Origin of the sequence: Acinetobacter sp. CIP-A165, from assembly GCF_000367985.1 — a bacterium.
Classification (GTDB): domain Bacteria; phylum Pseudomonadota; class Gammaproteobacteria; order Pseudomonadales; family Moraxellaceae; genus Acinetobacter.
In genome coordinates this window covers 1,090,331-1,115,412 of the sequence record NZ_KB849202.1, presented here as the reverse complement: position 1 = coordinate 1,115,412, position 25,082 = coordinate 1,090,331, and the positions used below count along the sequence as shown (strand labels likewise).

The window sequence follows — 25,082 nt, the reverse complement described above, 5'->3', positions numbered from 1 at the left end:
AAAATGTGGCTAAAACTTTCAACAATTGCTTTGTTACCTGTGCTGATTATACAGGGAACACGCGTTCGTAAGAATACGCCACGTTTGTCTGAGCCAAGTGGTGAGCGCGAGGGGTGCGTTGGTCAAGGTCAACCCCTTTCGATCTTAATTTTAGGCGACTCCGCTGCGGCAGGTGTAGGTGTTGAAACACAACAAGATGCCTTATCTGGAGTGATTATCTCTGAATTAAAAACAGAGTATGCCTTGCAATGGAAGCTTCACGCGAAGACGGGTGATACAACCAAACAAGTTTTCCAAGCGATACTGGGTTTAGATCAACAACAATATGATGTTGTAGTGACGTCTATTGGTGTTAATGATGTGACTAAACTTATTTCAGCAAAGTCTTGGATAAAACAACAAAAACAATTATTTACCCAAATACAGCAACACTTTCAACCAAAATTGGTTATTGTATCAGGAGTACCACCGATGCAGCATTTTCCAGCACTGCCTCAGCCATTGGCTTGGTTGTTCGGAAAATATGCAGAGCAAATGAATAAAACATTACAACAATGGCTCACTTCACAAGATCAATTTAGATTTATTGCATACGATATCGAAGCTTTGCAGGCGCTAAATCTGCCGATGGCAAGAGATGGCTTTCATCCTAGTAAAGAAGTTTATGCAATTTGGGGGAAACAAGTCGCAGATTTAGTGCGACAGTCGTTTAGACCCTAAGTAGAGGGAGGAATGAAGTATGGGTATATTCACTCTAAATAAACTGAAAGTTTTAGGTTTAAATCTATTTGATTTGGCACTCGGTGCCGAACCACCAAAAATGTATTATCACCCAAAAGGCAAAATCAAAGATGTTCTGGAGAAGTTACCCCAATTAAAGCAAAAGTATCGCCCAACACCTTGGTTGAGTAATACACATGTCCATCTCTTATATTTTGATATCATTAGAAAGAAAACAATCAAGCTGGAATATGATCGTATAGATCAACTTACCATGCAAGATGGTGGTGTGACCGCAATTGCTTGGTATGGATATGATCTTCCTGTCACTACACCCACTGTTGTGATCATGCATACCATCACAGGTACACTTGAAAGCATGCGAGAGTTGGTCAAAGATTTACATCAATATACGGGTTGGCGAATCGCACTTTGTTTACGCCGTGGTCATGCTGGTTTACCTATGCCAGTGCCACAAATTTCTTTATTTGGTTCTACTCGTGATTTAAAAGAACAGCTCGATCATATTCAGCAATTATTCCCTAGTTCTGATTTATATGCAGTGGGATCTTCTGCGGGTACAGGACTATTGGTACGTTATTTGGGGGAGCAAGGTGAAGATACGCCATTTAAGGCAGCTTTCGCGATGTGTCCGGGTTATGACACAGAAATAGGCTTTAAAAATGTTCATCCTTTTTATAGTAAATTGATGACCAAAAAATTATTCAAACATTTTATTTACCCTTATCAAAATATCTGGAGTCGGGTTGCTTCTCTTGAAAAGGTATTGGCGACAACAAGCTTAGAGGAGTTTGAAAAAGCATATTTTGAAATGGCGGGTTATGAGGATTATCAATCTTATTGCAAAGCGATAAACCCAATTTACGTGTTTGAAAATATCAAAATCCCACTGATGATTCTAAATGCTGAAGATGATCCCGTTTGTTCAATCAAGAATTTCGAGCCTTATAAGGACAAGATACAACAGATGGATAATATGGTCGTGATTACTACGAAAAAAGGGAGTCATTGTGGCTTCTATGAAAGCCTAGCGGTGAAATCTTGGGCATCACGATTGATGGCAGATTTTTTTAAGAGTTATTAGGGTTTGTTAATATTCCAGCTATAAAAAAGCCAGCTCCCTTAAACCGTGATGAAAGCGGCGCAAAGGAACTGGCTTTTTAAATACTTTTTTTAAGCAGATTAGTTGCTTAATGCAGGTGTTGCAGCAGCGATCGCAGCAGCGACTGCATCTTCTTCACTTTGACCAGAAGTATTCGATTTAGATGGTTTTGGCTGTTCAACTCGTGGCGCGCTAGGTTGAGTTTGAGTTGCTCTAGGTTGCTCTGTACGAGGAGCTTCAGATTGAGCAGTTGTATTTTGGGTTTGAGCAGGTCGAGTTTCACGACGAATTTCAGTTGTCGTATTCTCAGTTTCTTCAAGAGTCGTTTCAACTACAGGCGCGGGAGCTTCTTCTGTATTGATACTTTCTAAAGACTCAAACACTTCAGTTTTCGCAGCTTCAGGCTGTTGCTCTGTCATTTGTGTTTCAGTAGCCTGTTCAGGCTGCTCTTCGTTTTTAGGTTCTTCTTTTTTCACACAAGCTGTAAGTAAAAGACCAGTCGCAAGTGCTGCACAAATTAAAAGTTTATTATTCGCCATCGCTAAAACAACATATCAAATAAGGACGACGAGGATTATAACAGCAAAATTAACTGAAAAAAGCACTCGGATTTATCGAGTTTGTTGATAATTTATAAATGTTTGCATGGATGCATGTGTTATGAAGTGGATCGATGTTGGGGTTCTAAGGGAATTTTTCTCATCGGAGCTGTGTTTTTGATTTGTTAAAAGCAATTTTTATATGAAATCTCCATAAATCCCATAAAATTTTATTGAAAATGCTGATAGAATAACCAGTTGTTTATAGTTCTTTGAATTGAAGCGGTTTGACTTTGCTTTATAGGGGCAGAGTACAGTAAAATTGCCCAACATTGTAGGCCGATTTCGGCTTGATTGTACGAGAAACTTAATGACCCATTTTATTTTTGTCACTGGTGGTGTGGTTTCATCACTAGGTAAAGGTATTTCTGCTGCTTCTGTTGCCGCACTTTTGGAAGCTCGTGGCTTAAATGTCACGATGGTAAAAATGGATCCATATATCAATGTCGATCCAGGTACCATGAGCCCATTTCAGCACGGTGAAGTTTTTGTCACAGAGGATGGTGCTGAAACTGACTTAGATTTGGGATATTACGAACGTTTCCTACGTCGTGCAAAAATGACGAAGTTAAATAACTTCACCAGTGGACGTGTCTACCAAGACGTTTTAAACAAAGAACGCCGTGGTGATTACCTCGGTGGTACAGTCCAAGTTATTCCGCATATTACAGATAATATTAAAGAACGTGTATTACGTGCCGGTGAAGGTTACGATGTCGCGATCGTCGAGATCGGCGGTACAGTAGGTGATATCGAATCACTTCCATTTATGGAGTCAGTGCGTCAGCTTATGGTTGAACTGGGTCATAAACGGACCATGTTGATGCATTTAACTTTATTGCCATACATCAAGTCGGCTGCTGAACTTAAAACCAAACCAACTCAGCACTCTGTTAAAGAGTTGCTTTCAATTGGTATTCAACCTGATATTCTTATTTGCCGTACTGAATATGATGTTGATGCAGATACTAAACGTAAAATTGCATTGTTTACCAATGTGGAAGCACGTGCAGTTGTTGTATGTAAAGATGCAAAAACAATTTATCAAATTCCACGTAATTTCTCTGAGCAAAACGTAGATGACTTAATCTGCGAACGTTTTGGCTATAATGATCTTCCAGAAGCAAATCTTGAAGACTGGGATAATGTGGTTGATGCACTATTAAACCCAGAATATATCGTGCGTGTCGCGATGGTGGGTAAATATGTTGAATTACCAGATGCTTATAAATCTGTAAATGAAGCACTTTTACATGCGGGTATCCAAAATCGCGTTAAAGTACAAATTGATTATGTTGATGCTGAATCTTTAGAAGGTCAGGATATTTCTGTACTTGAAACTGCGGATGCGATCTTAGTACCAGGTGGCTTTGGTGAGCGCGGTACCGAAGGTAAAATGCGTGCAATTCAATATGCGCGTGAAAATGGTGTTCCATTTTTAGGTATCTGTTTGGGTATGCAGTTGGCTGTGATTGAGTACGCGCGTAATGTAGCAGGACTGCCTGAAGCGACCTCAACTGAATTTAATCGTTCAACCAAGTATCCACTTATTGGCTTAATTACAGAATGGCTGGATGAACGTGGCGAATTACAACATCGTAGTCTTGAGTCAGACTTAGGCGGTACGATGCGTTTAGGTGCACAAAAATCAGAGTTGGTTGAGGGTGCAAAAATTCGTAGCATCTATGGTCAAGCTGAAATTGTTGAGCGCCACCGCCATCGTTATGAAATGAATGACCGTTTTATTCCAACACTTGAACAAGCTGGAATGAAGGTTTCTGGTTATTCATCAGTACAACATTTAGTTGAAACTGTAGAAATTCCTGAACATCCTTGGTTTATTGCTGTACAATTCCACCCGGAATTTACAAGTTCACCACGTGATGGACATCCATTATTTGCTAGTTTTATTGATGCTGCAAAAAAACAGCATCAGAAGTAAATAATGTAGGCTTTAAATAAACTGGGAAAGTTTAGATGTCACAATTAAAACCACAAGAAGTTGTACGTTTAGGCGATATACAAATGGCAAATCATTTGCCATTTGTATTATTTGGCGGAATGAACGTACTCGAATCAAAAGATTTAGCCTTTGAAATCGCTGAAACTTACGTTGATATTTGCAAGCGCTTAGATATTCCTTACGTGTTCAAAGCAAGCTTTGATAAAGCGAATCGCTCTAGCTTAAATTCATTCCGTGGTCCAGGTTTGGAAAAAGGAATTGAATGGCTTGCAGACATTAAAAAACAGTTCAATGTTCCAATTATTACCGATGTGCATGAACCGTATCAGGCAGCGGAAGTTGCGGAAGTTGCAGATATTATCCAACTTCCAGCTTTTTTGAGTCGTCAGACTGATCTTGTTGAAGCAATGGCAAAGACACAGGCGATTATCAATATCAAGAAAGCACAATTTCTAGCGCCACATGAAATGCGTCATATTTTGCATAAATGTTTAGAGGCTGGGAACGACAAACTTATTCTTTGCGAACGTGGTTCAGCATTTGGTTATAACAACTTAGTTGTTGATATGCTGGGTTTTGACACGATGAAAGAAATGAATGTTCCTGTTTTCTTTGATGTGACCCATGCATTGCAAACACCGGGCGGTCGTTCAGATTCAGCTGGTGGTCGCCGTGCGCAAATCACCACATTAGCACGTGCTGGTATGGCAACTGGTTTAGCTGGTTTGTTCTTAGAAGCACATCCAGACCCTGAAAATGCAAAATGTGATGGACCTTGTGCATTGCGTTTGTCTCAGCTTGAGCCATTCTTGGCACAATTAAAAGAATTGGATACTTTGATCAAAGGATTCAAAAAGTTAGATACACATTAAACCAATCTTTCCCCTTTGAGTTCCTCTATAAAAGGGGAACGCTAAGGAAATATGGGTTTAATTTATTATTCATTCAACAGAGGAATTGTTCATGAGCCAAATCGTTGATATTCGTGCGCGCGAAATTTTGGACTCTCGTGGTAACCCAACCATCGAAGCAGACGTAATTTTAGAATCTGGGATTGTTGGTCGTGCATGTGCACCATCTGGTGCTTCAACTGGTTCTCGTGAAGCTTTAGAACTTCGTGATGGTGATAAAGCACGTTACTTAGGTAAAGGTGTTCGTACAGCAGTTAATAACGTTAACACACTGATTCGCGATGCTTTGTTGGGTAAATCAGTTTTTGAGCAAAAAGACATTGATAATACAATGATCGCGCTTGACGGTACTGAAAACAAAGAAAAATTAGGTGCAAACGCAACACTAGCTGTATCTTTAGCTGTTGCACGTGCTGCTGCTGATGAAAAGAAAACCCCGCTTTTCCAATACATCGCAGATCTTCGTGGTCAAACGATTTTGACTATGCCTGTTCCAATGATGAACATCATCAATGGTGGTTCACATGCGGATAATAATGTAGATATTCAAGAGTTCATGATTGAACCAGTCGGTTTCACTTCATTCTCTGAGGCGCTACGTGCAGGTGCTGAAATTTTCCATTCTTTAAAATCAGTTTTAAAGAAACAAGGTCTAAATACAGCAGTTGGTGATGAAGGTGGTTTTGCACCGAACCTTCGTTCTAATGAAGAAGCAATCACCGTTATTCTTGAGTCAATTGAAAAAACTGGCTATAAAGCAGGTTCTGATATTATGCTTGCGCTTGATTGTGCATCATCAGAATTCTACAAAAATGGTCAATACATTCTTGCGGGTGAAGGCAACAAAGCATTTACTAGCAATCAATTTGCTGACTACTTAGCGGGCCTTGTGAACCAGTATCCAATTATCTCAATCGAAGATGGTTTGGATGAGTCTGACTGGGAAGGTTGGAGCTACCTCACTTCAATCCTTGGCGATAAAATCCAATTGGTTGGTGATGATTTATTTGTAACCAATCCTAAGATTTTACAACGTGGTATTGATGAGAAAGTAGGTAACTCTATTCTGATCAAATATAACCAAATCGGTACTTTGACTGAAACTTTAGATGCAATTTACCTAGCTAAAGCAAATGGTTATAGCACTGTTATTTCACACCGTTCAGGTGAAACAGAAGATTCAACTATTGCTGATTTAGCAGTTGGTACAGCAGCAGGTCAAATCAAGACTGGTTCACTGTGTCGTTCTGACCGTGTTGCGAAATATAACCAATTGCTTCGTATTGAAGAGTTAACTCAAGCAGCTTACCGCGGTAAAGCTGAGTTTAAAGGTCTAAATTAAGGTCAATCTCAGCTATGTTGAATCCTCCTGACCCTCTTTCTTTACAAAAGAGAGAAACTTCACGAATTCAGAATCCTATAGAATTCGTGACTGATCTTCCTTTAAAGAGGGATATAGGGAGTTATTCATGTTAGAGATTTTTCGATCTACTTCAAGTAAGTTGATTCTGTTGCTTGCAATCGTTTTGATTGCAAGTTTACAGTATCGGTTTTGGCTAGGTGAGGGCGGATACGTTCCTCATCAGGCTTTAACTCATCAAATTCAACAACAAGCTGAAATCAATACTGAGTTAAAAGAGCGTAATCGTATTTTGGCCGCTGAAGTTTTTGATTTAAAAAACGGAAGTGAAGCAATTGAGGAACATGCACGCTTAGATTTAGGTTTAGTTAAACCTAACGAAACTTTTGTGCAAATGAGTACTATTAGTACCCATTACAAACCAATTTATATTGATCCAAATGCAAAAGTAGATACTGCCACCAATGAAAACTAAGCTTTGGGCGATTGTACCCGCAGCAGGTTCGGGCAGTCGTTTTTCCAAAACCGAATTAAAACAATATCAATATATTCAAAGTCAAACTGTACTTGAACATACGGTCAACCGTTTAAATACATTGGTTTTGGCGGGGTGTGTGCTAGCGATCGGTGAGCAAGATAACTTTGCTAGAACACTCTCTTTTCAACATCTAGATAAATTGCACTACTGTATAGGTGGTGTCGAGCGTGTTCATTCTGTGCTTAATGCTTTAATTTATTTATCCGATATTGCAGATGAAAATGATTGGGTTTTGGTACATGATGCTGCACGTCCATGTGTAACAGCGAACTGTTTAGAGAAATTAGTGCTATCGTCAGTTCAATCGAATCAAAGTTCGATTCTAGCAATACCTGTGCGTGATACTTTAAAACACGTACAAGCTAATGATCAGATTGAAAGAACAGTAAGTCGTGAGCATTTATGGCAAGCGCAAACACCACAAATGGCAAAATTAAAAACGCTCAAACATGCGATTGAGGCTGCTTTGGCAGCCCAAATCAATATCACCGATGAAGCAAGTGCCTTGGAATATATCGGTGAAGCTGTGCAAGTGGTACAAGGGCGTTCAGATAATATTAAAATTACTTATACCGATGATTTAGAACTTGCACGCTTAGTTCTTCTGTCTCAAACAAACTAGATTTAGATATATCTTTCTTATTATAAAATAGCCTAAGTAAATTAGATGAAATTTATCATTTTCCTGTTAACATAAATGACAAATATTTCACAATTTGTTAAATTTAAACAACATTCTTGATAATGGATCAATAAATGAAAAAATTATTACTTGCAGGTCTTTTTAGCTTTTCTTTGGTGGGTTGTGCAACAACTGCTCAACAGCCTCAAGATACCGTACAGGAAACCATTCGCTACTCGACCAGCCCTTGTTTTGGTGCATGCCCGATTTATTCTGTTGAAATTTCTCCTTCAGGGAAGGTCCATTTTGATGGGAAGCAATATACCAAAGTTGTTGGGACGCAAGACCTTACCGTTGATCCTTCTGTTTATAGCAAGCTTCAACAAGAGCTGAAAACGTATCGCCCAGAAACAGGTATGAGTGTAAAAACTACAGCTTGTGAAGAGACCGCAACTGACCAGCAGAATGCCTATTTTTCTTGGTCACGTCCAGATGGTACGGTAACTAAACTAAGTCACTACATGGGCTGTATTTCGCCAGCAAATGCTGAGCTCAATAAACTGATTGAAAAGTTGCCAAAAATGATTGGGGTTGATGGTTTAGTGAGTTAAATAGAATATTATTTATTTGCCCCGATATATCGGGGCATTTTTATATGAAGATTGCCATCTTATGCTGGCATTGGAAATTCACCTTGTTGTAAAAACTGTGATAATTCAAAACGTACAATGCTTGAATCTTCGACTGCTTTAAATATAACTTCATCTGCACCAATATCACAAAACCATTGCGATCGAGCTATCGGGCTATTTTGGCTAAAGTGATCTGCTGTAAATAGTCCAACACATGCTGCATGGTTATTTTCACGAGCAGATGGATATTCAAATATTTCTATGCCTGCATTTCTCATGGATGTACCCAACTGTTGAGCATAACTGTAGTTTGTCGGGTGAGCGATAAGATCAAGATACTGTTCAAATGGTGGAGATTGTAAACGGATACCTTTATCACAATGATAGCCGACTGAGAATAAGGTGTGCTCGGTACGTATGGTTTTTTTCTTTGGTTGGCCATTCATTGAATGCCAAAATATAAAGCGATAATAAGCTGATTCTGCTAGCGTCACTGCGATGCTACATCCGCCATAAAAAATACTTGGTTCAAAGGTGCGACCAAAACGAGAACCCCATTTTAGTGGAGGATAGCGAAAAGGTGTTTTAAGTAGATAATGTAAATGATCTGAGTTTGGAGGATATGGTGGTTTAACCAACTCCAGCATATCCTCCAGTAAAGCTTGTTCTTCTAAGGTATCAACTAATTGTCGTGTCGCAATTTGTTCTTGGCTTTCTACTAAACGATATAAAGTACCAGATAGAGGCGTTATTTGTTGGTTTCCTTGACACTGTTGCCATAGATTTTGTTCAATGGCGGTCATACTTTACCTCGAATTGCATCGACAAATTGCAGAACAGAGACCAATCCGCTTACACTTTCGATTTGTTCAACAGGAACACCACCAGTCACACGATTTGGTGTATTCATAAAGTGGCGCATCCAGTCGGTGTCTCCACCAGTCAAAGCATATAATGCCCGTGATAGACGAATAAGCAATAGTGCCAATTCACCTTGTTTAGACGCAGGATCTAACTCAGGATTGTTTTTCAATCGGCTGATCGCTGTACGGTGTACACCTAAAATGGCGGCTAATTGTACTTGTTTTAGGTCAAGTTGTTCTGCTGCATTGAGCACCGCTTTAGCGAGTACAACTTTTTTGTCTGCGGGTTGTTTTAATAATGCACTCATGATGAAACCCTCATGTTGTCTATGCACTTATTATATATTAATTGTGCAATATGCACAACTTTGTGTTGGAGTAAGGATTTTGTATGCGTATGATATAAGTAGAATCTGATTGGCGAAAATAGATATAGTTGAATAAAGGTAGATAAAATAACGCATTAAATCAAATGTAGAAAAATAGCTTATATTATTATTCTAAATAATATATTATAAAAACACATAATGTTCGGAGCGGAATATGCATAGCATTTTGTTGGCACTGATGGGCGGTGTGCTTATTGGGTTAGCAGTTATTGGTTACTTATATGTGAATGGTCGGATCGCAGGAATTAGTGGTCTGATCGCCCAGCTACTCCAACCAAAATCATTATTTAAAAGCCCAGCTTTTTGGTTTTTGTTAGGTCTACTTATCACACCATTTATTTATCAATTATTTGTTAAGCCTGAGATCATCTTAGAGTCATCTCCGATCGCCTTGATGACAGCAGGGGTATTGGTTGGCTTCGGTACGCGCTTAGGTTCGGGATGTACTAGTGGACATGGTATTTGTGGAATAAGTCGTTTATCTATCCGTTCAATAATCGCAACGATGATATTTATGTTTGCTGGGATCGTAACGGTATATATAGCTCGTCATCTAGTGGGAGCGATGTAATGAAAAATATTTTCGCTTTTTTATTTGGTAGCTTATTTGCTTTAGGTTTAATGATTTCTGGGATGTCAAATCCAGCAAAAGTTTTAGGTTTCTTAGATATCTTTGGCCAATGGGATATTAGCTTAATGTTTGTGATGATTGGTGCAATTGCTGTTGCAATTATTCCTTTCCAAAAAGCAATTCGTCACCCAAAAACATTATTTGGAGAAAAAATTACTTTACCAACAAATACTCAGATTGATAAAAAACTGGGGATCGGAGCAATTTTATTCGGTGTAGGTTGGGGTATTGCGGGTGTTTGCCCTGCACCTGCAATTACATTGATTGGCTTGGGTTATTCTCAGATTTGGTATTTTATTACGGCCATGCTGTTTGGAATGTTTATTCATCATTTATGGGCTAAGCGCTAGGAGAAATACCATGCAATATCCTCAAGTTAAAGCTTTTTTTGATCAAGATACCAATACATTTAGTTATGTAGTGAGCGATCCACAGACGAACTGTTGTGCTGTAATTGATAGCGTATTGAACTATGACTCTGCATCGGCTTCAACTTCGACTGAAAGTGCGGATCAAATCGTTCAATATGTTGAAGATCATCAATTAAAAGTTGAATGGATATTGGAAACACATGTACATGCAGATCATCTAACGGCTTCTCAATACTTAAAATCAAAACTGGGTGGTAAAGTTGCCATGAGTCAGAAGATCAGTATTGTTCAACAAACTTTCAGTGCAATATATGGCATTGATATAAAGTATTTTAACACCCATCAAAGCTTTGATTATTTATTCAAAGATAACGAGCATTTTAGTATCGGTGAATTGGATGCATTCAATCTCCCAACGCCAGGACATACACCTGCATGCTTAAGTTATGTGATCGGTGATGCTGTGTTCGTAGGGGATACGCTATTTATGCCAGACTATGGCACAGCACGTTGTGACTTTCCTAAAGGTAGTGCAGATACTTTATTTGATTCGGTACAAAAACTATATCAACTTCCTGATCAAACACGAGTTTTTCTCTGCCATGATTATAAGCCTGAAGGAAGAAATGAATACCTTTATGAAACAACTATCAATGCACAAAAGCAAACCAATATTCATATAGATGCTAAAACTCACAAGCAAGATTTTGTGAATATGAGACAAGCACGAGATGCAACTTTGGCTATGCCGAAACTGATTCTGCCATCTATTCAAATCAACATGGATGCTGGGCGTTTTCCTGAACCTGAGTCCAATGGCATACGTTATTTAAAGCTACCTCTAAACTACTTTAAGCAGTGAATCATCTAAGCCGGGTTTACTATACTAAATGTCGATGTTATTGCATGTGCTCTAAATAGCCTAAGTAAATTTAATCATCTATTTTATTAACTTAGTCACATGCAATTTCCTAACATAAATTTTTGTACATTCAGTCAACGCTATGATAAAAATACAATTCATTTTAAAACTTGCTGAAATTAAGGTGTTTAAATGACCACCATTTATTTAGTCAGACATGGTCAGGCTTCATTTGGTAAAAGTAATTACGATGAGCTATCTGAAAATGGTGAAGCACAAGCAAAGCTCTTGGGGCAATATTTTAAGCATCTTTTTACTGAACCGCCTTATATCGTTTCAGGTAGCATGAAGCGACATCAACAAACCACTCAAATTTCATTGAATGAGTGTTTTCCCCAAGCTGATTATAAAACTGATGGGTTATGGAATGAGTTTAATCATCAGCAAGTATTTTCTTTATATGAGCCAAGGTTTGCCCAACCAGAAGTATTGCAACAAGACGTTTTTCAAGAAGTAGACCCGAGAGCTTATTTATTTCAGATTTTCGATCAAGCGATTGCTCGTTGGACAAATGAAGAATTTCATCATGAGTATGATGAATCTTGGTTCACCTTTAAAATGCGTGTAGAAAGTGCATTAGAGAATTTATGTGCAGAGTTAGCACATAAACAACCCCAAGAAGCTGTTGTTTTTACTTCTGGTGGCGTGATCTCCGTTGTGGTCGGTAAATTACTTGAGTTAAGTGTGCAACGTACTTTCGCGCTCAGTTGGTCGATTGCAAACACAAGTGTTACCACCTTGAAGTTAGTCAATGGTGAGCCACAGCTATTGAGTGTGAACGAGCATCAATTTATTAAATCTAAAAATCCAGATTTGCTAACTTGGTTGTAACTGGGAGAACTCGTCTATTAAATCATCTGAAAAGTGATGTTCGCTTACTCAGACTTCAACTCTTGTGAGCCTATGGAGATGTGACAAAAAATAGACAGGCACACGTGTTCTGAGTGGGTTTTTCGAGTTTCTGTGGTATAAAAATATCTCAACAATTCAACTTGAGAATAAGAAATGTCTGAACAAAAATATCACTGGTATTTAATTGGTTATACTTTTAATGATAAGAATGGTAGTGGTAATACTCGAAATTTTAGCATTCAACTGCCCTTGGAAACCTTTTTACCACCCGTTTCCCAATCAAAATTAAATGAGCTTGGTGTAATTGGATTGGAGTGGATCAGAAAGAATGATCCATCAGCAGATCCTGAGAACTTGTTTACGTTATCTATTTGTTATTTAGGTGAGATGACCACGAAGGAATTTCACGCTTAAAATGATTAGATCGGAAAGCCCTTAGCTGGGCTTTCCATTTCTGTATTGTATGAAAACGCTTGATAATGTTTTTATTTTCAGGTCTTCACTTCATCTTGTTCAATTTTTACTGCTGCTTTCCAGCTAGGTAATAAACTTAATCCCTCGACATATTTTTGAATATTTGGGTATTTCTCACCTTGTGCCATTTGATGAATTAAGGCATGAAGTCCAAATCCCATCATAAAGTCTGCACCAGTTAAACGATCCTCCACCAAGTATGATTTATTTTCTAAATACTCATTTAGATAACCAAAAACCTTATCAAATTCAACTTGAGTATAGTTTTCTAGAAATATTAACTGCGTACCTTGCTTGGTCTCTAAGAGGTGGATCAGGAAATTTGAACAACACTTATAAGTGATATTTTGCTCCCCAAATGATGTTATAAACATCAATATATGGAGTATTTTATGACACGTAGACCAAGAAGAAATCATTCAAATGACTTTAAAGCTAAGGTAGCACTTGCTGCGATTAAAGCAGAAAAAACACTTGCTGAATTGAGTGCTGAATTTGATGTTCATCAAAACCAAATTATTGACTGGAAAAATCAACTGATTTCAGCTTCCTCGCAAGCTTTCGATCAATCAAAAGCTCCAACAGAACCACCCATCGATCTAAAAAAACTACATGCAAAAATCGGTGAGCAGGCATTAGAAATTGATTTTTTAGAAGGTGTGTTGAAGAAACTGGGTCGCTTCAACCACAAAAGTTAATCGATGACTCACTTCAGATTTCAGTATCTAAGCAAGCTAAGCTGCTGAAAGTCTCCCGTGGTTGTTATTACTATCGCCCAAAACCTGTGAGTGAATCAGATCTGAAGCTGATGCGCTGTATGGATGAGTTACATATGCAATACCCTTTTGCAGGTAGCCGTATGATGCGTGATTTATTGAATCGTCAAGGACATCATATAGGACGACGTCATACACGTACTTTAATGAAGAAAATGGGCATTAATGCGTTATATTGCAAACCAAATTTAAGCCAGGCTAATCAAGCTCACCGTAAATATCCATATCTGCTCAAAGGATTGGCTATTCAGCGCAGTAATCAAGTGTGGTCTACGGATATAACGTATATCCCTATGGCAAAAGGCTTTGTTTATTTATGTGCTGTGATTGATTGGCATAGCCGCAAGGTACTTGCGCATAGAGTATCGATTAGTATGGAGGTTACATTTTGCATAGAAACATTAAATGAAGCTATTGAAAAATATGGCCGACCTGAAGTCTTTAATACAGACCAAGGCAGTCAGTTTACCAGTGATGCATTTATTGATGTATTGAAATCAAATGGCATTCAAATCAGTATGGATGGTAAAGGTCGATGGGTTGATAATGTGATGGTTGAACGATTATGGCGGAGCGTTAAATATGAAGAGGTGTATCTCAAAGCCTACAGCAATGTTTTGGATGCGAAGAAGCAATTAAACGCATATTTTGAATTTTATAATTTGAAACGACCTCATTCGAGTCTGGACAAAATGACTCCAGATGAGTTTTACTATGACCAGCTACCACAACAAAATAAGGTAGCTTAACTAGAGCAGAGTATCACTTATAAATAAGCTTTTAGTTGTTCAAACAAGTGGGACCACCTCTCTATCTCATTAAAAACTTTTAATAAAAATGGCAACATGGCAGAGCTTTCAGAGAAATGAATCCATTGTAGATAGTCTACATAAGTAGCATCATTGATGTCTGGTGCTAAGTGAGGTGCAAATTTCTGAATTAATAACTCTACTATGGCACCTGATTCCGCAATGATTTTACCTTGCCACTCAATCACAGGAGACTTACCTAAAGGATGAATATTTTTTAAAGACTCAGGCGCTAAATGGGTAGTTAAATCACGGTAATAGCGTTGCAGTTGATACGGCTGTTTGATTTCTTCAAGTAGCCACAAAATTCGAAAAGAACGTGATTGATCTAAATGATGTAATGTAATCATGATAATTCCTGCTAAAGCGTTTTACGGTAATTTTCCCACACTTTTCAAATTTCAATAAGCGATTAAACACATTTATCATGGCGACTTTCTAAAAAAGCATCTGAGCTACTAACTTTTGATGATTGTTCCATACCTATGGCTAAAGAGGGGGGGATGATGCCGATAGTTAGAAAGCGATTTAGAAAAACCTTTTCCTTCGATTTTGAGTCAACATATTGCTCAGTTTGCCCAAATCAGCGAACTCAAAATTTAATGAAAAAAGTTATTGTTGAAATTTTGCTATACGAAAAGGCACAAGCAAAAAGCTAGAAATATCTATAAAATGATCAAAATTATTCACTCAATTTTAAACTTGGTTTTTTATTTAAATGACTGATATAGAAATAGAAACACATCCGCTAACTCCTTTTCTACCTGCTCATGCAAAATTACTCATGTTAGGAAGCTTTCCACCGCCTCAAAGTAGATGGAAAATGGATTTCTATTATCCGAACTATCAAAATGATATGTGGCGTATCTTTGGTTTGATTTTCTTTAAAGACAAAGACTATTTTTTAGACTTGCCGAATAAAAACTTTAAAGAACAGCTTATACGTGATTTCTTAACACAAATTGGTGTTGGAATATTTGATACGGCCTATCAAGTTAAACGGCTGCAAGGCAATGCTTCGGACAAGTTTTTGGAAATTGTCACACCAACTGATTTATCAGAATTGCTTGAAAAAATCCCAATGTGCCATACCATCATGACTACAGGGGACAAGGCCACCGATACTTTGATGCAGCATTTTCCAGAGCAAGCAAATAAGCCTATGATTGGTCAATCTGTACAAGTAAATTATGCTAATCGTAAGCTTAATTTATATCGTTTACCATCATCGTCTCGGGCATATCCTTTAGCCTTAGAAAAAAAAGCGGATGCTTATCGACAATTCTTTGAAACAATTGGTTTGGTGTAATCAATATAAAATTGAACTACATCATCCATTCTACTGGAAAATAAGACACGAAATGCATGCTAAACCTTTGGAATCTAGTGCTCTCAGGGTCATGATGATGTTCAATGACTTGACCATTTTCCTTATGTTCAAACCAAACAATATTGCCATCTGCATCAAGTTTAAGTTGATAGGCGACTTGTAACATGTGTTCATCCAGAAGAGCGGTAACTTGATTCTGTAATTGATCTGATTCAACCACCAAACCGACTTCAGTATTTAAATGCGCAGAACGAGGGTCAAAATTAAAAGAACCAATAAAAACTTTACCATCTACATCAAAGAATTTTGCATGTAGGCTTGAGCGATTTTTACCTTTTACAGGAATCACGCTACCCGTTGCGATTTCATACCAAGTCCGTTTTTTTCTTTCGATATTGGGTTTGAACTCGTAAAGTTGTACGCCATTTTGTAGAAGCGGTTTACGGTATTGACTATAAAATGAATGTACCACAGCAACATCATTTGCGACCAAACTATTGGTGAGCACCCTAACTTTGATACCGTTATTCGATAATTGGCTTAAGTATTCTGTTCCACGTTGTGTTGGCACAAAATAGGCCGAAACCAACTCCATGTGCTGCTCGGGTTTTCCCATAATCTTTAAGACTTGTGCATAAAGCAGTTCTTGCTCTTTTGCTTGTCCCGATGCTTTATTCGGTCGATCCGCAACAAAGTGTGCTTTTGCCCATTGAATAGGGTAGTTTTGAAGACGGATTTTTAAATAATCCTGCGCAGCTTCAAGCTTATTTTCAGTAAGCGTATTTTCTTCATCAAAAGCCTGATAACTTTGCCTAATACTTTCAAATTGCTGCGGTGTGCCTTGACCAAGTAATTGTTCAGTAGAATAACTTAAAGGACTTTGCCAAAACTCGTCGAAGACCTCAGCAGCGTGATCAACAGACGCGCCATAAAATAAAATGTCCATGTCACTAAATTGGAATTGATCACTGGCGTCAAAGTATTCACTACTAATATTTCGACCACCAGTGACTGCGATTGATGAATCAGCAATCGTGAGTTTATTGTGCATGCGATGGTTAATTTGATTTAACCTGAAAATATAGTCAATAAAGCGCAGATGTCTAAACTTATATGGATTGAAAATACGAATGTCTAGATTTGGATGTTGCGAGAGTGCTTTAAGAGTTTTATCGAGTTTGACTCCATTTTGGTCATCAATCAGTAATCGGATTTTTACCCCTCGGTCAGCAGCATTGAGTAATTCATAAAGCATCAAGTTGCCAATTGGATCATCATTCCAAATGTAATATTGCAAATCCAAATGATGTTTAGCGTTCCTGATTAAGTGAATACGAGATGCGATACTTAAAAATGCATCATCCAAAGCTAAAAATGCAGTTAAACCATTTTCAATATTAAGATCGGTTTGAGGATCATTTATCCATTTTGTTTTTGTTTGCAAGGGATTACTCCGATCATGGTTTTGATTGGGGGGCAATGAACAGCCACTTATTGCTAACATAATACCAAGTGTCATTATCTTGAAAGAGTATGAATTGTTTATCATTTTATTTATCAAGCGTGTGAGTCCAACAGTAATTTGTAGGTTATTGATTTTCTTATATATCTAAATACGTTTTCTTTCCAAGGTTTAAATGTAATTATAAATATAATCAACAGCTTATATTTTAATTTATATATTTTTCCTATGTAAATACTCTGAATCAATACAGATGTATAGTGTATAAATCAATAAATATTGAGCCATAGTACTATACTGGTGTATAGTATGTTTTTAGATTTAATGTGATCGACATTATGCCTAAGCAATTAGAGGACAAAAAAAAGATCCTCACTCGTGTAAGACGCATCCAAGGTCAAGTTCAGAGTGTTGAGCGTGCTTTGGAAAATGACGCAGAATGTGCAGATATTTTGCAGCAAATCTGTGCAGTTCGTGGTTCTATAAATGGTTTGATGAATGAACTTCTCGAAATTCATTTAAAAGATACTTTGGTTGTCGGTGACTCTTCTGAGTTGCAACGCAGTCAAGAGCTCATCCAAGTCAGTAAAATTCTTAAATCTTATTTAAAGTAAAATTCAGGAGTGTCATTGTGATTAAATCTCGTGCAGCCGTTGCTTTTGCCGCTGGTGAATCATTACAAATCGTAGAACTTGATGTTGAGCCACCGAAAGCAGGTGAAGTCCTCATTAAAATTACACATACAGGTGTATGCCATACAGATGCCTTTACTTTATCAGGTGATGATCCCGAAGGTGTTTTTCCTGCCGTTTTGGGTCATGAAGGCGCAGGGGTTGTGGTTCAAATCGGTGAAGGTGTGACCAGTGTTGCGGTTGGCGATCATGTGATTCCGCTTTATACGGCAGAATGTAAGGAATGTTTATTCTGTAAATCGGGCAAAACCAATCTATGTGTAGCGGTTCGTGCAACTCAAGGTAAGGGTGTTATGCCTGATGGCACAACCCGTTTTTCTTATAATGGTCAGCCAATTTACCACTATATGGGTTGCTCAACCTTTAGTGAATACACGGTTGTTGCTGAAGTCTCTTTGGCGAAAATTAACCCTGAAGCCAATCATGAACAAGTCTGTTTATTAGGCTGTGGTGTAACGACAGGTATCGGTGCAGTACATAACACAGCGAAAGTACAAGAAGGGGATAGTGTTGCCGTCTTTGGCTTAGGTGGTATTGGTTTGGCAGTCGTACAAGGTGCACGTCAGGCTAAAGCTGGACGAATCATTGTTGTGGATACTAATCCTGATAAATTTGAATTGGCGAAACAGTTTGGTGCAACAGATTGTTTAAATCCAAAAGATTATGAACAACCGATTCAGCAAGTGATTGTAGAAATGACAGGTTGGGGCGTTGATCATTCTTTTGAATGTATTGGTAATACCAATGTGATGCGTTCTGCTTTGGAATGTGCTCATCGTGGTTGGGGACAATCAGTGATTATTGGTGTAGCCGGTGCAGGTCAGGAAATTTCGACGCGTCCTTTCCAACTGGTCACAGGTCGTAAGTGGATGGGTACAGCGTTCGGTGGGGTGAAAGGTCGTTCGCAACTCCCGAAAATGGTAGAAGATGCAATGAAAGGTGAAATTCAACTTGAACCTTTTGTAACGCATACCATGCCACTTGAGAATATTAATGAAGCCTTTGATTTGATGCATGAAGGTAAATCTATCCGTACTGTGATTCATTTCTAATGTTTAAGTTTAGATTTGATGGTGCGAAAAGTGCCATCAAATCATCTATGAGCAGCTATTCATGACGAAAGCACGTTTAAAACTTCATGTTCGTATATTGTCTGAAAATGAAATTGCTTTTGGACCTGGAAAAGCTGAGTTACTTGAAGCGATTCAACGTACAGGTTCAATATCTCAAGCCGCTAAATGTATGAATATGAGTTATCGGCGTGCATGGCAGTTGGTAGAGACAATGAACCAATGTTTTCGTTCCAATCTTGTTGAAACTCAGACTGGCGGAATACATGGTGGTGGTGCAGTGGTCACGGAATTAGGACAATTGGTATTAAATAAATTTAGAATAATGGAGCAGCAAGCGATTCAGGCAGTCGAATCAGAATTTGAAGAGTTATCTAATTATATGGAAATGAAATGAAGAATAGGATGATTGTCCAGTGAATTTTTAAAAGGCATCCCCCTCTATAATGGTGACACAAATCGTCACAAATAGACGAAACTGTCTGAACATATCATCGATTTTTCCTGTAAAATGCCTTTACGTTTAAAAAAACTCAATAAGAAGCAATGTTCAAGACTATTTTTTCTGCATTAGAACAACTCGGCTTAACTGCACAGAAACGTGCAATTCATATTCAATTTTCGAATCCTGCTTTAGCCAATCAGGTATTTTTGCAGCGTATTGAAGGTACGCATAGTCTGAATGGCGGAATTACTGCCGCCCTTATATGCTTATCTACGAACGCGACCATTCCATTAAAACAATTCATTGGTTGCCAAGTTGCTGTCGATACCGTTACGGATATAGGCACACTCTTTAGAACCACAGGGATTGTCACCGAAGCCGTCCAAGGACAATCTGATGGCAGTTTGACCCTATATAAACTCAAACTGCAAGATGCCACTGCACTGTGGCATAAACGTCGTAATAGCCGCGTGTTTATGAATAAGACGGTTATAGAGGTATTGGAAGTTGTTTTTAAGGAATGGCAACAACAAAATCCCTTATTTGCATCCAGTCTTAGCTTGGATCTCAGTGGGCTTACGCAAGACTACGATGTTCGCCCATTCACTATGCAACACAATCAAACCGATGCAGAATTTCTAACGAATTTATTGCGTAGTGAAGGTGTTAACTGGTTAATTGATGAAGCCCAACTCAACGTTGCCAACAGCAATAGTCCGATCCAAGCGCAAAAACTGCGTTTAATTGACGATAACAACCAATACCAAGCCTTAAATCGCAGAACGATTCGTTATCACCGCAGCAGTGCCACAGAACAATTTGACAGTATGACCAGTCTGATTGCTGAACGCTCTCTACAACCGACCGCAGTCCATATCCAACGCTGGCAAGCCGATGCCCTAGAACAAGAGGACGGTGCCGGTAGCGTACAAACGAAACACCAACATAGCCAACAACATGATGTCGCATCACTTGGACTTGAAGATGCATGGTGCATCACGCCTGCATGGATGCAAGACCTCAATGGTGAAGATGGTGCAACTGCATCAGGTAACAACCAAATTGAAAAACTTAATCAAAACCTCGGCCACTACCACAATGCCCAAGCCAAACAGTTTATTGCCCATACTACAGTACGAGACACACAAGTCGGCTACTGGTTTAAACTGAACGAACACCCTGAAATAGATCAACACAGTGGGGCAGACCAAGAGTTTCTAATCATCAAAAAAGGTTGGTTTAATCAGAACAACCTACCCAAAGATTTGAACGATCAAATCAGCCAATTAGTTGAACAAAGCCAATGGCAATATTCAAACAATAGCGGAGAACGCCAAGCCAACCAACTGACCCTACAACGTCGTAACATCAAAACTGTACCCGAATACCATCCACTGCAGCACCGTCCAGCAGCCAACCCACAACGTGCCAAAGTGGTTGGGCCATCAGGTGAAGAAATCCATGTCGATGAATGGGGCAGAATCAAAGTCCGATTCCTGTTCACCCGAAATGATGACCATCAACACGATGGCGGTGCAGGTAGCAACGACAACGATACCGACTCGGTATGGGTGGATGTACTGACCCCGTGGGCAGGCGAAGGCTTTGAACTACGCACTGACCAATGGGGCGCGATCCGCGCAGGCGAAGGCTTACTGATCACCACCCATGCACAAGCGCAAGCTCAAGGCGATCATCTCGAAGCACAAACAGCCAAACAACAGCTGGAAGGCAACCAAGCCAATGCCAAAGCCTTGAGTGAAGTGGCAAAGAACCAACAGACGGATGAACTCGAAGCTTTAGAACAACTCAAAGCGTTCGCCGAGACAATTCAAGACAAGATTGCTAAATTCAATGAAGCAATCCTATTACTTAGCTCACCGAATGGTATTGGACTGAGTACTCCAGAAGACATACACCTTTCCGCTGATGGACAACTGAACCAATTTGCAGGCGATAGCATTAACCTGAGTACGCAAAAGAATTTAATCGCCCAAGCCAGTCAAAAGATCAGTCTATTTGCAGCACAAGGCGGGATTAAACAAGTTGCAGCAAAAGGCAAGTTTGAGATACAGGCACAGAGTGATGGTTTAGATATATTGGCTAAAGCTGGAATACAAATTATCTCGACAGAGGGTTCAATACATTTTATTGCAAAAAAGAAAATCGTCATGGTTGGCGATAGTTCGCAACTCGAAATTAATGGTGGTGGTATTTTCCCAACCACAGGTGGAAAGTTTGAATGTAAAGCTGGGCAGCATTTGTTTATGGGAGGTGCGCAAGTTGCGATGCCAGATATAAAGCTGAACAGTAAGCCATGTTATTTAACGTTTGAAATTGTAGATCTCGCAGGTAAGCCAGCGAAAAATGTGGAATATATTGCATTTAGAGCAGATGGTAGCCAACAAGTTGGTCGAACCAATGCAGCAGGTCAAACTCAGAAATTCCAAACAGAGAGTTCAGAGCAAATTTCTATCCATATTAGTGATAAAAATGCTTCTAAATATAAGCTTGTAACAAAGGGTTAAAAAATAATGAATAAATATAATGTTCTCGAATACACCCTTATTTTTTATAACCAAAGAAATAAAAGCTTGGCGAATGTTAAGTACACGCTTATTTTCTTTCCGCAACAAGGAGGACGCATTACTTATACAGATGTGACAGATGAACGTGGGCAAACCAAGCCGATTGAACTTACAGCAAATGGTAAGCTTCATGTCTTTGTTGAGGGGCATGAAACTATTTTTAGTCCGAGGAAGCTGATTAAACCTGTTTTGGCTGAAGGCACTAATGTTATTGAGATTAAAGAAGGTCGTTTGGATGGCAATATAAAATTCATAACAAAAGAACAGTATGAACTTCAACGGGAAACAGCTCGTGCTAAATTACAAAACCAAGCCAAGACCACACCGAAGGGTAGCTTCTTTAATCGTCCCCAAATGCCTCCTGCTTTTCATCAAGGCGTACAAAGACTTGAGCAAAATTTGAATATGTCTTATGAGGAATACAAAAAGAACAATACCCGGCTAATCAAGGCAAGAAAGCATTTCAAATTTAAAATGTATGTGTTGTACCGTTTTGCTGATAGTCGAGGCAATGGTATCCCGAATATGAGCTATCAAGTTTTTGGTGAGGGTCCAGACAAACCATTAGTCGGACTTCGACTTATCCCCACCGATCAAAAGGGTTATACACAACTCGTGGAGACCCATTTAAAAACTCAAGTTAAATACCCATTGGGCAGTACTTCAAAAAAGAGCGAGTGGTTTGAGCCAATTACCTGTGTAGATAAACAAGTTATTCATCAGATCATTTTTCCAGTAGCACGTGCAACAACCAATCCCGATATCAACCATAAAGCGAATCTGGGAGAAGCACAAAAACCGCCGATTGTGATCAATCCACATAACAATGAGGTTTTGATTCTTCCACCTGCACTTTATGCTGAATTTGATCGAAAAACCAAGATATTATCCGATGCTATAAAAGATGTGCATAAATCTAATGCTGATCTCACTCGCCAGATTCAACTTCGAAATCTTGAAGAAATCAAGGAACTTGAAAAAAGACTAAATATCAATCAGCAAAAAGCCATTGAAAAAATAAATGGTGAATTTAAACAAGTTGCTGATTTGAAAGAAGTCTGGATCGTTGAAACAACAGGAGAAAAGGGTCAAGCTGATTCTAAATATGACTTAGGAAGACGCTATTTAAAAGTTTCTGATTATGAAAACTATAAGAAAGAACGTTTAAATGAAGAAAAACAAGTTCAAATTATAAGGGAAAATGGGCAGGTTGCATCACCGAGTTTCATCAAAAAGGAATTTCAAAAATTAGGACAACAGTTGTTGACCGCAAAAAAATCAGTGGGTGGTGATAAAGCGGTTTATAACCTGATTGGTGGTTTGGGCGGTGAAATTGCTGAAGAATATGTCAACAGTAATGATGTCACTGTTAATCAGGAAGCACAGTGGTTGCGCATGGTTGCGGGTGCTGGTGGTGAAGGGATGATCAGTGCATCTTCAGCTGGTTTAAAAATGAAATTGAGCGGAGATGCTTCGGTCAAATGGACGCTGTTTGAAGGGGTAAAAGAATGGCGTCGGTTCTATCCGTGTGAGTCAGGATGGACGCTAGAAATTGAAAATTATGATTTAGGTACGATCCGTTTTTTAATCGGTACAGAGTTATCGGGTTTCTCAGGTGCCAATCTTGGGATCGCAGGAAATCTATCGGTAGATATTACCCATCAAGGTACGACTCAAATGCTATCCGCAGTGGTGCGTGAGCCAGAGCAATCGATGACGAACATGCTGAATCGTGAGCGTAAGCCGATGTTTGAACCAGCGCAAGGTAGTTTAAAAGAAATTACTGCTGATCAGAACAGTGGCAAGCCACAAGCAACCGTAGGCGTGGAAGCATTTATTGGTGCGCAAATCCAAGGTGTATTAAAGGGCGGAATAGAGTGGTTTAAACCGAGTGCAGATAGTAGTGGTGAGGGAGAATTTGTCACCATCGCTGCGGTGTCTGCTGGTGCTGGTGTCAGTGCGGGTGCTGGTGCACAAGGGCAATTCCAACTGATTTACCATGATGGATGTTTTAAGGTTCGTGCCGCAGCGCATTTATGTTGGGGTATTGGTGCAAAAGGGATTGCGACATTTACCGTGGGGACTGAGCATATCCTCAACTATATCGGTTTTATTAAATTGCAGTTATTACAAGCAGGGTTTAGAAGTTTGGTCTATATCTCGGAGCGAGCGTTCTTGTTGATGTCACGAGTACTCGCTTATTGTATTGGTGAGGATCATCCAATAACACAAAACTTAGAGGTAATTGCAGACTCATTTGATCTTTGGGTTAAGCGACTTGATATTGACCAAGGTCGTTTAAAAACAGCTAATCATGTAAACTCCGCTAAAGGACGAGAGGAGTTAATCATTGCCCCACCAGAAAGCAAAGGCATCTTACTGTATGCAGTGACCCATTGGAGTGATCGTACTGCTCCGATTTTTGATATTCGGGTGTCTTTTAGTGAGCGAGAAATTCAGTTTTTCCCTGCACGAAAAACCGCAGTGATTAATATCTTAAAAACCTGTATCACCGTAGCAGAATGGCAAAATACCATTCAACATATTCATCCACAAGGTGAAAAGTTAACACGAGATCAATTTGGTAAAGTGGAAGGGGATTTGATTCGCTTTTTAAATTATGGCAGTGATAAAAAATATGCGGAAGATATTATTCGCTGTATTAATCAAGGCATTGATTATGCAGGAACTCATATTAATCAGTGGCTCAAAGACTATTTAAAATATCGCAAGGGAGCAAGGGCGGTGACTGGAACTTCTTGGAACTATATGTTGGTGCAAAATCAAGATGACTATCGTTTTGAGCAATTACGCATGCAGCAAGGCATATCGAGAGGGTTTGAGGAGCAAGCGTTGATGGCAAGTAACCTTGAAATATTAGCCCCATTTGAACAGGATGAATCCGAGGAGTCCAAGGTGTACCATGTTTAAAGGTACACC

The 25,082-nt window shown here is 39.0% G+C and carries 24 protein-coding genes and 2 pseudogenes; 20 read left to right on the top strand and 6 right to left on the bottom strand.

Annotation, left to right across the window (positions count from 1 at the left end):
• Positions 1–3 precede the first annotated feature (3 nt).
• Complete coding sequence (locus tag F991_RS10745; RefSeq protein ID WP_004671275.1) at positions 4–720, top strand: SGNH/GDSL hydrolase family protein; 717 nt, start codon at positions 4–6, stop codon at positions 718–720.
• A gap of 19 nt (positions 721–739) precedes the next feature.
• Positions 740–1,825, top strand: coding sequence for a YheT family hydrolase (locus F991_RS10740; RefSeq protein WP_004671274.1), 1,086 nt, complete (start codon positions 740–742; stop codon positions 1,823–1,825).
• A gap of 98 nt (positions 1,826–1,923) precedes the next feature.
• On the opposite strand, the gene F991_RS10735 is transcribed toward F991_RS10740, so the two are convergent.
• Positions 1,924–2,382, bottom strand: coding sequence for a hypothetical protein (locus F991_RS10735; protein ID WP_004671273.1), 459 nt, complete (start codon positions 2,380–2,382; stop codon positions 1,924–1,926).
• Positions 2,383–2,752: 370 nt separating this feature from the next.
• On the opposite strand from F991_RS10735, the gene F991_RS10730 reads away from it, so the two are divergent.
• The 6 genes from F991_RS10730 to F991_RS10705 all read left to right on the top strand — a co-directional run bounded on the left by F991_RS10730 (position 2,753) and on the right by F991_RS10705 (position 8,447).
• Positions 2,753–4,384 carry a CTP synthase gene (locus tag F991_RS10730; RefSeq protein ID WP_004671272.1) on the top strand — a complete coding sequence of 544 codons (1,632 nt, stop codon included), beginning with the start codon at positions 2,753–2,755 and terminating at the stop codon, positions 4,382–4,384.
• 35 nt (positions 4,385–4,419) lie between these two features.
• Positions 4,420–5,277 carry a 3-deoxy-8-phosphooctulonate synthase gene (gene kdsA, locus F991_RS10725; RefSeq protein ID WP_004671271.1) on the top strand — a complete coding sequence of 286 codons (858 nt, stop codon included), beginning with the start codon at positions 4,420–4,422 and terminating at the stop codon, positions 5,275–5,277.
• Positions 5,278–5,368: 91 nt separating this feature from the next.
• On the top strand, positions 5,369–6,658 hold the full coding sequence (gene eno, locus F991_RS10720; protein WP_004671269.1) for a phosphopyruvate hydratase: 1,290 nt from the start codon (positions 5,369–5,371) through the stop codon (positions 6,656–6,658).
• Between the two features lie 127 nt (positions 6,659–6,785).
• Complete coding sequence (ftsB, locus tag F991_RS10715) at positions 6,786–7,151, top strand: cell division protein FtsB (protein WP_004671267.1); 366 nt, start codon at positions 6,786–6,788, stop codon at positions 7,149–7,151.
• On the top strand, positions 7,141–7,836 hold the full coding sequence (gene ispD, locus F991_RS10710; protein WP_004671266.1) for a 2-C-methyl-D-erythritol 4-phosphate cytidylyltransferase: 696 nt from the start codon (positions 7,141–7,143) through the stop codon (positions 7,834–7,836). The genes ftsB and ispD overlap by 11 nt, the downstream gene beginning before the upstream one ends.
• 134 nt (positions 7,837–7,970) lie before the next feature.
• Positions 7,971–8,447, top strand: a complete 477-nt coding sequence (locus F991_RS10705) for a DUF6438 domain-containing protein (protein WP_004671265.1) — start codon at positions 7,971–7,973, stop codon at positions 8,445–8,447.
• A gap of 59 nt (positions 8,448–8,506) precedes the next feature.
• Here the strand turns inward: F991_RS10705 and F991_RS10700 are convergent, their stop codons facing one another.
• Both F991_RS10700 and F991_RS10695 read right to left on the bottom strand, forming a co-directional pair.
• Entirely contained in the window at positions 8,507–9,271 is a 765-nt protein-coding gene (locus F991_RS10700; RefSeq protein WP_004671257.1) for an RES family NAD+ phosphorylase, read from the bottom strand.
• The gene (locus tag F991_RS10695) at positions 9,268–9,639 is read right to left on the bottom strand and encodes an MbcA/ParS/Xre antitoxin family protein (RefSeq protein WP_004671256.1); all 372 of its coding nucleotides are present in this window, start codon (positions 9,637–9,639) and stop codon (positions 9,268–9,270) included. Before F991_RS10695 ends, F991_RS10700 begins: the two co-directional genes overlap by 4 nt.
• 235 nt (positions 9,640–9,874) lie before the next feature.
• Between F991_RS10695 and F991_RS10690 the strand changes: the two genes are divergently transcribed.
• The 5 genes from F991_RS10690 to F991_RS10670 all read left to right on the top strand — a co-directional run bounded on the left by F991_RS10690 (position 9,875) and on the right by F991_RS10670 (position 12,910).
• A complete protein-coding gene (locus F991_RS10690; RefSeq protein ID WP_004671255.1) occupies positions 9,875–10,291 on the top strand; it encodes a YeeE/YedE family protein in 417 nt (138 codons plus the stop codon).
• Complete coding sequence (locus F991_RS10685; protein ID WP_004671252.1) at positions 10,291–10,701, top strand: DUF6691 family protein; 411 nt, start codon at positions 10,291–10,293, stop codon at positions 10,699–10,701. The genes F991_RS10690 and F991_RS10685 overlap by 1 nt, the downstream gene beginning before the upstream one ends.
• Positions 10,702–10,711: 10 nt before the next feature.
• Positions 10,712–11,584, top strand: coding sequence for an MBL fold metallo-hydrolase (locus F991_RS10680; protein WP_004671251.1), 873 nt, complete (start codon positions 10,712–10,714; stop codon positions 11,582–11,584).
• 192 nt (positions 11,585–11,776) lie between these two features.
• Positions 11,777–12,475 carry a histidine phosphatase family protein gene (locus F991_RS10675; RefSeq protein ID WP_004671249.1) on the top strand — a complete coding sequence of 233 codons (699 nt, stop codon included), beginning with the start codon at positions 11,777–11,779 and terminating at the stop codon, positions 12,473–12,475.
• A gap of 174 nt (positions 12,476–12,649) precedes the next feature.
• The gene (locus F991_RS10670) at positions 12,650–12,910 is read left to right on the top strand and encodes a hypothetical protein (protein ID WP_004671246.1); all 261 of its coding nucleotides are present in this window, start codon (positions 12,650–12,652) and stop codon (positions 12,908–12,910) included.
• Positions 12,911–12,987: 77 nt separating this feature from the next.
• Here F991_RS10670 and F991_RS10665 read toward each other — a convergent pair.
• A pseudogene (locus tag F991_RS10665) lies at positions 12,988–13,275 on the bottom strand (glutathione S-transferase family protein); the annotation flags it as partial.
• A gap of 75 nt (positions 13,276–13,350) precedes the next feature.
• Here F991_RS10665 and F991_RS17215 point away from each other — a divergent pair.
• Positions 13,351–14,495, top strand: a protein-coding gene (locus F991_RS17215) for an IS3 family transposase (protein ID WP_155757138.1) whose coding sequence is annotated in 2 segments (ribosomal slippage) — positions 13,351–13,615 and positions 13,615–14,495 — 1,146 coding nt in all. Because the reading frame shifts where the segments join, the coding sequence is not laid out codon by codon here.
• A gap of 59 nt (positions 14,496–14,554) precedes the next feature.
• Here the strand turns inward: F991_RS17215 and F991_RS10650 are convergent.
• Positions 14,555–14,905 (bottom strand): annotated as a pseudogene (locus F991_RS10650) (glutathione S-transferase); the annotation flags it as partial.
• 368 nt (positions 14,906–15,273) lie between these two features.
• Here F991_RS10650 and F991_RS10645 point away from each other — a divergent pair.
• A complete protein-coding gene (locus F991_RS10645; RefSeq protein ID WP_004671243.1) occupies positions 15,274–15,864 on the top strand; it encodes a uracil-DNA glycosylase family protein in 591 nt (196 codons plus the stop codon).
• Between the two features lie 16 nt (positions 15,865–15,880).
• Here the strand turns inward: F991_RS10645 and F991_RS10640 are convergent, their stop codons facing one another.
• The gene (locus F991_RS10640) at positions 15,881–17,389 is read right to left on the bottom strand and encodes a phospholipase D family protein (protein WP_051064213.1); all 1,509 of its coding nucleotides are present in this window, start codon (positions 17,387–17,389) and stop codon (positions 15,881–15,883) included.
• Positions 17,390–17,685: 296 nt separating this feature from the next.
• On the opposite strand from F991_RS10640, the gene F991_RS10635 reads away from it, so the two are divergent.
• The 5 genes from F991_RS10635 to F991_RS10615 all read left to right on the top strand — a co-directional run bounded on the left by F991_RS10635 (position 17,686) and on the right by F991_RS10615 (position 25,073).
• Complete coding sequence (locus F991_RS10635; RefSeq protein WP_004671240.1) at positions 17,686–17,961, top strand: metal/formaldehyde-sensitive transcriptional repressor; 276 nt, start codon at positions 17,686–17,688, stop codon at positions 17,959–17,961.
• A gap of 20 nt (positions 17,962–17,981) precedes the next feature.
• On the top strand, positions 17,982–19,091 hold the full coding sequence (locus tag F991_RS10630) for an S-(hydroxymethyl)glutathione dehydrogenase/class III alcohol dehydrogenase (RefSeq protein WP_034595635.1): 1,110 nt from the start codon (positions 17,982–17,984) through the stop codon (positions 19,089–19,091).
• Positions 19,092–19,152: 61 nt separating this feature from the next.
• Positions 19,153–19,506 carry a winged helix-turn-helix domain-containing protein gene (locus tag F991_RS10625; protein WP_004671236.1) on the top strand — a complete coding sequence of 118 codons (354 nt, stop codon included), beginning with the start codon at positions 19,153–19,155 and terminating at the stop codon, positions 19,504–19,506.
• 149 nt (positions 19,507–19,655) lie between these two features.
• A complete protein-coding gene (locus tag F991_RS10620; RefSeq protein WP_004671234.1) occupies positions 19,656–22,082 on the top strand; it encodes a DUF2345 domain-containing protein in 2,427 nt (808 codons plus the stop codon).
• Between the two features lie 6 nt (positions 22,083–22,088).
• A complete protein-coding gene (locus tag F991_RS10615; RefSeq protein WP_004671232.1) occupies positions 22,089–25,073 on the top strand; it encodes a hypothetical protein in 2,985 nt (994 codons plus the stop codon).
• Positions 25,074–25,082 lie beyond the last annotated feature (9 nt).

Coding starts and splice junctions, on each gene's coding strand:
- F991_RS10700 (WP_004671257.1), bottom strand. CDS start 9,271: ATGACCGCCATTGAACAAAATCTATGGCAACAGTGTCAAGGAAACCAA.
- F991_RS10640 (WP_051064213.1), bottom strand. CDS start 17,389: ATGTTAGCAATAAGTGGCTGTTCATTGCCCCCCAATCAAAACCATGAT.
- F991_RS10670 (WP_004671246.1), top strand. CDS start 12,650: ATGTCTGAACAAAAATATCACTGGTATTTAATTGGTTATACTTTTAAT.
- F991_RS10695 (WP_004671256.1), bottom strand. CDS start 9,639: ATGAGTGCATTATTAAAACAACCCGCAGACAAAAAAGTTGTACTCGCT.
- F991_RS10635 (WP_004671240.1), top strand. CDS start 17,686: ATGCCTAAGCAATTAGAGGACAAAAAAAAGATCCTCACTCGTGTAAGA.
- F991_RS10645 (WP_004671243.1), top strand. CDS start 15,274: ATGACTGATATAGAAATAGAAACACATCCGCTAACTCCTTTTCTACCT.
- F991_RS10735 (WP_004671273.1), bottom strand. CDS start 2,382: ATGGCGAATAATAAACTTTTAATTTGTGCAGCACTTGCGACTGGTCTT.
- F991_RS10740 (WP_004671274.1), top strand. CDS start 740: ATGGGTATATTCACTCTAAATAAACTGAAAGTTTTAGGTTTAAATCTA.
- F991_RS10675 (WP_004671249.1), top strand. CDS start 11,777: ATGACCACCATTTATTTAGTCAGACATGGTCAGGCTTCATTTGGTAAA.
- eno (WP_004671269.1), top strand. CDS start 5,369: ATGAGCCAAATCGTTGATATTCGTGCGCGCGAAATTTTGGACTCTCGT.
- F991_RS10745 (WP_004671275.1), top strand. CDS start 4: ATGTGGCTAAAACTTTCAACAATTGCTTTGTTACCTGTGCTGATTATA.
- F991_RS10620 (WP_004671234.1), top strand. CDS start 19,656: ATGTTCAAGACTATTTTTTCTGCATTAGAACAACTCGGCTTAACTGCA.
- ispD (WP_004671266.1), top strand. CDS start 7,141: ATGAAAACTAAGCTTTGGGCGATTGTACCCGCAGCAGGTTCGGGCAGT.
- ftsB (WP_004671267.1), top strand. CDS start 6,786: ATGTTAGAGATTTTTCGATCTACTTCAAGTAAGTTGATTCTGTTGCTT.
- F991_RS10625 (WP_004671236.1), top strand. CDS start 19,153: ATGACGAAAGCACGTTTAAAACTTCATGTTCGTATATTGTCTGAAAAT.
- F991_RS10615 (WP_004671232.1), top strand. CDS start 22,089: ATGAATAAATATAATGTTCTCGAATACACCCTTATTTTTTATAACCAA.
- F991_RS10690 (WP_004671255.1), top strand. CDS start 9,875: ATGCATAGCATTTTGTTGGCACTGATGGGCGGTGTGCTTATTGGGTTA.
- F991_RS10685 (WP_004671252.1), top strand. CDS start 10,291: ATGAAAAATATTTTCGCTTTTTTATTTGGTAGCTTATTTGCTTTAGGT.
- F991_RS10730 (WP_004671272.1), top strand. CDS start 2,753: ATGACCCATTTTATTTTTGTCACTGGTGGTGTGGTTTCATCACTAGGT.
- F991_RS10680 (WP_004671251.1), top strand. CDS start 10,712: ATGCAATATCCTCAAGTTAAAGCTTTTTTTGATCAAGATACCAATACA.
- F991_RS10705 (WP_004671265.1), top strand. CDS start 7,971: ATGAAAAAATTATTACTTGCAGGTCTTTTTAGCTTTTCTTTGGTGGGT.
- kdsA (WP_004671271.1), top strand. CDS start 4,420: ATGTCACAATTAAAACCACAAGAAGTTGTACGTTTAGGCGATATACAA.